The organism is Phycisphaerae bacterium (genome assembly GCA_012729815.1).
Taxonomy (GTDB): Bacteria; Planctomycetota; Phycisphaerae; order JAAYCJ01; family JAAYCJ01; genus JAAYCJ01.
Window position 1 is genome coordinate 22409 of sequence record JAAYCJ010000096.1, and the last position, 6903, is coordinate 29311.

Consider the following 6903-nt stretch of genomic DNA (forward strand, 5'->3'; position numbering starts at 1 on the left):
ACACAGGCCGGTCCGATTACAGAAAAGCCCAGGAAGGCCCCGACCTTCCTGGGCTGGTCTTGTTGGCTGAGCCTGCGCCCCTACTCCGGCGCCGTCTCGATCTCCAGCTTCGCGTAGTCCACGCCCACGTCGTCGCCGAACATCACGTCCAGCTCGCCGTCGTTCAGTTCCGACAAAATGCTGATCACCGGTCCAGCCGTCACATCCGGATAGCCGGGATTGCCCACCGACGTCTTGAGGTTGCCAAGGTCGAGCACGATCTCGGTCACCCGATCGCCCGGAACCGGATCCAGGTAGTTCCGCAACGCCACCAGCTCATAGAGCGGCGTCCCGTTGTTGAGGAACTGCGACCCGTCGAACCAGAACACGTCCGTCTCCGGCTGAGTCCACGTCGCGATGATCCCCAACCGCAAACGAGCCCGCACCACCCGCTGGCCGGCGGGAATCGTAAACTGGTGCGTCCACCCGATCACGTTGTCACGCAACGTGCTGTCGAACGTCGCCACCTGCGGCCACGGATGATTCGGCTCCGACGGCAGGTTCACGATCGCCTGCCCAAGCCGCGTCGACTGGTACGGAATCACGTCCTCCTCGTTGCCCGCCTGGAACCCGTCGTTGTCCCCGTACGACACGCTGCCCACCTCGCCCTCCACAAAGAACGCCGTCACCGTCTTGGCGCCGTCCATCGTCAGGCTCGCCGTCATCGACGTACCGGTCACGCTCCCCTCCCAGTGATCGAACAACCAACCAGCCGCCGGCGTCGCCTGAAGCGTCAACTGAGTCCCCGCCGCGTACAGCCCGCTCTGCACGCTCACCGTCCCCTGGCCCTGCGTGTTCACCGTCAACTGGAATTGCTCGACCGACTCTTCCACAAAAATCGCCCGAGCCGTCTTGTTGCCGTCCAGCGTCAACGCCGCCGGATTCGCGCTGCTCGTCAACGCCCCTTCCCAGTGGTCAAACCGCCAGCCCGCGCTCGCCGTCGCGCTCAGGTTCATCTGAGTATTGGCCGCGTACACGTGCTGACCCGCCGCCGGATCCGTCGTCCCCTGGCCCTGAACCTCCATCGTCAACGTGTAGTTCGCCGCGTCCTGGGCGAACACCGCCGTCACCGTCTTGCCCCGGTCCATGCTCACCTGAATGCTCTGGTCCGTGCTCGACACGTCCCCCTGCCACCGCACAAAGTGCCACCCCGACGCCGCCGTCGCACTCAGGTCCACCTGCGCGCCCGACGCGTACGCGTGCTGGCCGACCGCCGGATCGGTCGTCCCCTGACCCTGCACGTTCACCGTCAGCGTGTACTGCTCAGCGTTCGGCTCGAACACCGCCGTTACCGTCATGCTGCTGTTCATCGTGATCGGAATCAACGCCGTCGTGCCCGAAATGTCGCCCGACCACCGAACGAAGTGCCACCCTTCAGCCGGGGTCGCGGTCAGGCCCACCTGCCGACCCGCGCTGTACTCGTGCTGCCCGCGCGCCGGATCCGTCGTCCCCTGCCCGCTCACGTTCATCGTCAACACATAGCGCTCAGCGTCCGGCTCGAACACCGCCGTCACCGACCGCCCGTTGTTCATCAACACCGACACCGCCTCGTCCGTGCTCGACACGTCGCCCTGCCACCGCACGAAATGCCACCCCTCCGACGGCGTCGCCGTCAGATCCACCTGCATCCCCGCGTCGTACAGGTGCTCGCCCGCCGCCGGTACCGTCGTCCCCTGGCCCATTACGTTGACGATCAGCGGATACTGCTGCGCGTCCTGCTCGAACACCGCCGTCACCTGCTTGTTGCTCGTCATGCTCAGATCCACCACGGGATTCGTCCCCGTGATGTCGCCTTCCCAACGTACGAAATGCCGGCCCTCGAACGCCAACGCCTTGAGGCCCACCTGCGCGTTCGCGTCGTACGTGTGAACGCCCGCCGCCGGCTCCGTCCGGCCGCCGCCTTTCACCGCGATGCTCAGCGTGTACTGCTCAGCGTCCTGCTCGAACACCGCCGTTACCACCGCGCGGCTGTCCATCAACACCTGCACCGTCGACTGTGTCGACTGCACGTCGCCTTCCCATCGCACAAAGTGCCATCCTTCCGCCGGCGTCGCCTTCAAAACCACCTGAGTTCCAGCCGCGTACGAGTGCTCGCCCGCCGCCGGATCCGTCGTGCCCTGGCCCTGCGTCCGGACCAGCAGGCCGTACGCAGATGCGTCCTGCTCGAACACCGCCACGATCTCCAGACTCCGGTCGATCAGCACCCGCATGATCGGCTCGCTCCCGCTCACGTCGCCGCTCCACCGCACAAAGTGCCAGCCCTGCGCCGGCGTCGCCTCGAACGTTACCTCCGCCCCCGCCGCAAACGGCTGGTCGCCCAGACCGGGACTCACGCTGCCCTGGCCCTGAGTCGTTACGTTGATCGTGTATTGGGCTGCGTTCTGCTCGAACGTCGCCTTCACCGTGTGGTTCTGGTCCATGCTCAGCCCGATCGTCGACGCCCCGCCCGTCGCGTCACCGCTCCACCGCAGAAAATGCCAGTCCGCCGACGGCACTGCCGTCACCGTCACATAGCTGTTCTCCGCGTACAAATGATCCCCCGCCGCCGGATTCGTGCTCCCTTGACCCTCCGTCAGCACCGTCAGCGTGTACTGCGTCCCCACCGGAGGCGGCACAGGACCGCCGCAGCCGCTGATCGCCACGAGCCCCAAAACCACGCTCATCGCCAGTATCGCTTTGCCCCATGCTCTCATCTCGTTCCCCTTAATCCTTATAAAACACAACGATTCGCTCGCCCCGGCGACGCCAGACCGTCCAACACGGGTACGCCCATTATAACGCAAAACCGACCTCGGCTGATCCTCGCTGATAGACTCTCTCCCAAGACTCTACCGCCGGGCTCGACATTCGCCCAGCCTCGACACTCGCGCGGTCGCAAAGCTCACCCCTGGTACATCAGGATACCGCCAACCCGCCCCCCCGTCAAGCGATTTTCACCCGCCGCCCCTTACCCTCCGCGCCGCAAGTCCTATAACCACAACATTATACCGACCCCCATGGCCCCCATGCCCATCCGCCCGATCCCGTACGGGCAACCCTTGTGGCTCCCCCATCGTCCCTGCCCCATCCGCGCCGATTCCATCCGCCGTGCAAGAACCTGGCGCACCTCCACCCACCGCCAGAACTCCCAACAATCCCCAACCCCCGCTCCCCCTCCACGTCTCAGCGTCCCTGCGGGAACTCCATGCTCCCCGCTTCACCCTCACCGCAAAGCCTGCGTCGTGGCCGGCGAGCGCTTGCGGCAGTCAAACAACTCCGTCTTTACGCTGTCGGAAATCGCCCTGCCATATCGCACAAGGCTGACATACAACTCCCCGCGCTCCTGACGCTCCACGAGCTCTTCCGCCCGGCTGTCCTCGACCGCAAACTGCACCGAAGCGCAGCAGATCAGGTTGCCGCCCCGGGCTTCCTGCTCGAGATAATCCAACTCAGGTTCGAAAAAGGGAAACATCTCGCGGTACCCGGTCGCCCTGCACTCGACGAGCAGGCCATCCGGGCTCGGCGTCCGCTCGATCCAGTCAACACTCAACCACGTGTACTTGGCCGTCAGCCGGATCTCGGCGAATGCCAACACCGGATGCCCCAGCGATTCCGGCGTGGCCTCCCTCAGCCTCTCATCCAGCGCCTCGTACCTCGCCAGATAAAACCGCTTCACGGGGTCGTCCGTCTGCTCCGACCTGTACCGCCCCAACTGATCCGCCACAAATTCTCTGTTCCTGGCCAGCCGCTCCGCATCCGACTCCCCGCACCCGGAACACCAGAACAGTCCACCAGACAATATCAAACCCAATAGACTCCTCGACAGAAACGCACTCATGATGATCCTTGAGCCTTTTCAACTGCCGGCCTCGTCTCGGTTGGCCTTGGCGCGGTGTCCGTGGACACATACAGGTAGACTCGCGTCAGGTTCTCGCCAAGCTCCTGCGTCACGACATGAAACGTCCATTCCCAGTAGTTGCCCTTCGGATACCTGCGCACCTGGGATTTCCTGCCGAACCGCGGCGATGGAACCTCATCCACCCGCCACCACCAGAGGTTACGACCGGCAGTGATCAGGAACTCCCGCTGTTCCGCATCGAACGCCAACTCCTCGAACGACGGCAACGCCTCGTGCTCATCCATCCACCGCCTCAGATCATCCGGCGCCAGTTCGAACCGAACGTACACGAAGGCTGTCATGACCGATAGCTCATGGAAATGCAGATCGCGTGCACTGTCCGGCAGCGTCAGACCCGTGTGCCCTTTCACCAACCCGCGCAGCTCGCCCGCCTTGAGCGGCTCTTCAGGATGGAACAGTAGAATCAGGACGAACAGAACCGCCCCCGTCAAAAGCACAATCGGAACAAACAACACCGCCGCCACGATCAAAGCCCGTACCAGACCGGAACCCCGTGAAGCGTCCTTCATCATCGACAACCCGCCTCCCCACCAACGATGTAACACATGCTGATCTGTCGCGATGGATACTGCACGCCAATCATGCAACCTACAATAACAGAGCCCCAGAGAAAGTCAACGCCGACCCCATCCGCCCATGCGTGCTCCGCAGCCAACCGGCTCTCTCGCCCAACCAATGCCGGCACTGTGTCATTCCCGCGCAGGCGGGGATCCAGTCCCTCAAACGCTCCCTTCCCGCAAACTCGCAGCTTTCCATCCGCGCGAAAACAACCACCCGCTGCCCGATCCACCCCCTTCCCGTACGGGCAACCCTTGTGGTTGCCCCATCCACCATCCCACGCCGACAACACCCCCGCACACGACCTTGACTCCGCCACCATCCCAAGTCAACATAACACCCATGAATCACGCAGCGGACCAGAAAACACCCGCGACACCACAGCCGAAAAGCGACCGCTTCCGCCTCTGGATCGGCCTCGCCCTCGCCGCCTTCGCCAACCTCCAACTCGTCTTCGCACTGTTTCCTCTACGATGGACGGTGGCAACACAGGGGGAACCGCATGCCCTTGTCCTATCCGTCGCGATGGCGCTTGGCTTCCTCTGGATCGCCTCCGTGCCATTGGCCGGATACTTCCTGATCACCTGGGCCAGGTGGCGAACCAAGCCGCTCGCGTGGATCGCCGCCCTCGCCCTCGCCAGCGCCGCCGCCTTCATCACCCTCGGCCTCCACAACGGCCACGGCGTCAGAGCCGTCGTCAACACCGCCTCCGCAAGCTGGCTGGTGATAGGAGCAATCTGCCTGATTCACAGAACGATCAGCCCCGCCCGCCCACGCAAACACCCAGCGAATACTGCCGGTCACAACGACTGCGCAGGATCATGAACACCTTCTGTCCTGTAACCCCTCCGAGTCCCGAACCCCCAACCCCAAATCCCCAACGCCCGCTCCCTCTCCGCGCCTCAGCGTCTCAGCGTGAGCCCCTTCCGCTCCCATTCTGAGTGCTGACCACTGAGTTCTGAATTCCCTCCCTCCGGACTCCCGGACTACCCTCCGCGCGTTCCGCGTGTTCCGTGCCGCCCCAAAAAGAAACAACTAATAGCGATGGAATGCACCCCAGCGACAGCCCCTAAAGCCTAAAGCCCAAAGCCTAAAGCCTACTCCCCCCGCATCACCATCGCCGTGATGTTATCGTGCCCGCCCGCACTATTCGCCGCCCGCACCAGTCGCTCAGCCGCCGCTTGCGGATCGGCGTGCTCACCAAGTATCGCCGCCATCTGCGAATCGCTGACCAGATCGGTCAACCCATCCGAACACAGCAGCAGGCAATCACCCGCCTTCGGCGTCAGCGACGTCACGTGCGGCTTGGCGTTCTCCTGCTCCATGCCCACGTAACGGATGAGCTGCCCGCGCGCGGGATGAGAGTTCGCCTCGTGCGGCTCGATCAACCCCTGCAACACCAGCGAATGCACCACCGAATGATCCAGCGAAAGCCGCCTGATCCGCCCGCTGTGCAGTAGATACGCCCGGCTGTCGCCGAGGTTCGCCACGTAAACCCGACCATCGACCCACAGCCCACAAACCACCGTCGCCCCCATGTCCTCGCAACCAGCCGTCTTGCGGGCCCGCGAAATCAAATACCGATTAAGCTGCCGAACCGCCCCGTCCAACCGCCGCTTGATCGCCCGCGCCGATCGCACCGGCCGACTCGCAAACCGCTTCTCCACGATCAGCGGCAGCGCCTGAACCACCGTCCCAGCCGCCACCTTGCCGCCCGCATGACCGCCCATCCCGTCGGACACGACAAACAGCCCCAAATCCTCCCGAACCGCAAACGCATCCTCGTTCTGTTCCCGAATCCGCCCCACATCCGTCGCTGCGCCCCAGCGCACCGCCCCAGCCGAACCGGACCCGCTGCGCCGCCGATCCACCGAACGTTTCGTCTGCAATCTGTGTTGTCGCGTACCCAAAACCGTACCAATATCCATCCGGCGAAACTCCCTATTGGGTCTATCGGCGGGAACCAGCCCCGCCGTCCACATCAGGTTAATTCTAGAACTCCCGCAGCGGCTGGGGCAGGATTTTCTTGGTTAGATATTTATTATATATCAGTTATTGTGCGGGTAAGTCGTGGGTGGGAAATTTGTCATACAACCATATCATCATACAACTGACAATGCGCGCTACCCCCCTGATTCGCTGACTCCCCGATCCCCTGACCCCCTGATCCCCCTAAAGCCTAAGGCCTAAAGCCTAAGGCCTGCTTATGCCCGCAGATCGTGTTCGCACCAGGGGCAGGTGCTCCAGAATTCCGAATCCACCGACCAGCCGCATTGGCCGCAGAACTCCGGAAACGGCGCGACATCCCACGGCTGATCGACTTTGCGGCGGCACCACGGGCAGTACTTCATGAATCGCATGAGCCGGCCCTTGCAGTGGCGGCACTGGCTGTGATAGCGCGCGCCGGG

General features: G+C 63.5%; 6 protein-coding genes. 1 reads left to right on the forward strand and 5 read right to left on the reverse strand.

Features of this window, described 5'->3' with window-relative positions; all coding sequences use genetic code 11:
* Positions 1 to 80: 80 nt before the first annotated feature.
* The 3 genes from GXY33_07175 to GXY33_07185 form a co-directional block, all read right to left on the reverse strand.
* Positions 81 to 2732 (reverse strand): hypothetical protein, encoded by a 2652-nt coding sequence (locus tag GXY33_07175; GenBank protein NLX04908.1) that lies wholly within the window; start codon positions 2730 to 2732, stop codon positions 81 to 83.
* Between the two features lie 509 nt (positions 2733 to 3241).
* Positions 3242 to 3742, reverse strand: a complete 501-nt coding sequence (locus GXY33_07180) for a hypothetical protein (protein ID NLX04909.1) — start codon at positions 3740 to 3742, stop codon at positions 3242 to 3244.
* A 110-nt stretch (positions 3743 to 3852) separates the two neighbouring features.
* Positions 3853 to 4449, reverse strand: a complete 597-nt coding sequence (locus tag GXY33_07185) for a hypothetical protein (protein NLX04910.1) — start codon at positions 4447 to 4449, stop codon at positions 3853 to 3855.
* Between the two features lie 388 nt (positions 4450 to 4837).
* Between GXY33_07185 and GXY33_07190 the strand changes: the two genes are divergently transcribed.
* Positions 4838 to 5320 (forward strand): hypothetical protein, encoded by a 483-nt coding sequence (locus tag GXY33_07190; GenBank protein ID NLX04911.1) that lies wholly within the window; start codon positions 4838 to 4840, stop codon positions 5318 to 5320.
* Between the two features lie 272 nt (positions 5321 to 5592).
* Here GXY33_07190 and GXY33_07195 read toward each other — a convergent pair whose 3' ends face one another.
* Both GXY33_07195 and GXY33_07200 read right to left on the reverse strand, forming a co-directional pair.
* Positions 5593 to 6384, reverse strand: a complete 792-nt coding sequence (locus tag GXY33_07195; GenBank protein NLX04912.1) for a serine/threonine-protein phosphatase — start codon at positions 6382 to 6384, stop codon at positions 5593 to 5595.
* 315 nt (positions 6385 to 6699) lie between these two features.
* Positions 6700 to 6903: hypothetical protein (locus GXY33_07200; protein ID NLX04913.1), on the reverse strand; the 204-nt coding region annotated here is incomplete at its 5' end.